At 69.2% G+C, this 1580-nt stretch carries 1 protein-coding gene; it reads right to left on the bottom strand.

Features of this window, described 5'->3' with window-relative positions:
* Positions 1-264: 264 nt before the first annotated feature.
* Positions 265-1443, bottom strand: coding sequence for a M20 family metallopeptidase (locus BKE38_RS10715; protein ID WP_076957311.1), 1179 nt, complete (start codon positions 1441-1443; stop codon positions 265-267).
* Positions 1444-1580: the final 137 nt, after the last annotated feature.

The raw sequence follows: 1580 nt of genomic DNA, 5'->3' as shown, positions 1-1580 counted from the left end.
CCAGGGGAATGAATTCCCCTGGACCCCATCTTTTTTCTGTTCACTGGCCGTTTGAAGGCCAGCGCACCAACACGCGCCGCACCAGGGCATCCTGGCGGGACGCCATTCCATAAAATCAGCGCTGGCTCACAGGTCGCGCCGCCGTGGGGCCGTTTCACGTCCCGTCGTCACGTGGACACGGCAGTCACCGCAAAAGGAAGAAGGGCGCAAACGTATACGTTTGCGGGGGGAATTCATCCCCCCAGCCTTCCGCCTGTCTTCTCTTCAGATCCCCGCCGAATCCAGCTTCAGGATAGCCCGTGCCAGGGCCTGCGCCCGCGGCACGAAGGACGCGACTTCCAGGTATTCCTCCGGGCTATGCGCCTTGCCGCCGACCGGGCCGACGGCGCAGAGGGTGGGCGCCCCCACCGCCGCCGTGAAGCCGCTGTCGGCGCAGCCGCCGGCGAACTCGCCCATGGTCTCGAAGCCGCTCTCGGCCGCGGCTGCCTTGTACAGGCCGAAGACGGCGTCGGTGCCGGGGTTCTGCGCCAGCGGCAGGAACTCGCCGCGGATGGTCAGCGTCGCGCGGGTGCCGGGGACATGGGCCTTGTTCACGATGGCGTGGATGCGGCCCATGATGTCGTCGCGGTCCTCGGGATGGATGTAGCGCAGGTCGATCTGGCCCTGCGCCCAGGGGGCCACCGTGTTCACCGACTGGCCGCCGGAGACCAGGCCGACATTCAGCGTGATGCCGCGGGGGATGTCGGTCAGCGCGTGGATCGCCTGGATCTTGCGGGCCAGCTCCTCGATGGCGCTGATGCCGGCCTCGAAGTTGCCGCCGGAATGGGCTGCCTTGCCCTCGATGTCCATCACCATGAAGACGCCGCCCTTGCGGCCGGTGACGACGGCGCCCGACGGGCGGCCGGGCTCGGAATTGAACACCACGCGGGCGGTGCGGGCGGTCGCCTCGATGACCGGGCGGCCTTCGGGGGAGCCGATTTCCTCGTCGCCGGTGAACAGGCCGACGATCGGACCGGGGGCGCCGCCGAACCGGGCGAAGGCGGCCATGACGAACAGGTTCTGCACCAGCCCGGCCTTCATGTCGCAGACGCCGGGGCCGGTGGCGATGCCGTTCTCGACCTTGAAGGGGCGGCGCTCCGGCTCGCCCTTGGGGAAGACGGTGTCGCGGTGGCCCATCAGCACGATGGTCTGGCGGGCATTGCCGCTGGCGGTCGCGTCGCCGCCGGCGACCGTGGCGCGGAGGCAGTCTCCGTGCTTTGCGCCGGCGATGGTCTCGACCGGGATGTCATGGCGGGCGCAGAAGGCCTTCACCCGGGCGCCGACCGCGTCGACGCCGGCCTTGTCGTAGCTGCCGCCGTCGATGTTCACCATCGCCTCGAGCTCGTCCAGCATGGCCTGCTGCTGGGTGGCCAGCCATTCGGTGATCTTGGTCTCGGTGCTCATGGGCAGGGTCTCCTGGCGATGGGGCGCGCAGGGTGACGGCTTTCGCCCGGGTCGTGAAGCCCAGGGGGGAGACAGGGTCGGGGAGACCGGGCCGGGGCCGGCGCTTATTACCAACTGACGCCCCCGACGATCATAAG

Source organism: Teichococcus deserti, from assembly GCF_001982615.1.
Classification (GTDB): Bacteria; Pseudomonadota; Alphaproteobacteria; order Acetobacterales; family Acetobacteraceae; genus Pseudoroseomonas; species Pseudoroseomonas deserti.
Note: the sequence above shows the minus strand (reverse complement) of the source record. Positions and strands in the feature narration are given on the sequence as shown.

Excerpts from the sequence above, each read along its gene's own strand:
- BKE38_RS10715 (WP_076957311.1), bottom strand. The coding sequence starts at position 1,443 with ATGAGCACCGAGACCAAGATCACCGAATGGCTGGCCACCCAGCAGCAG.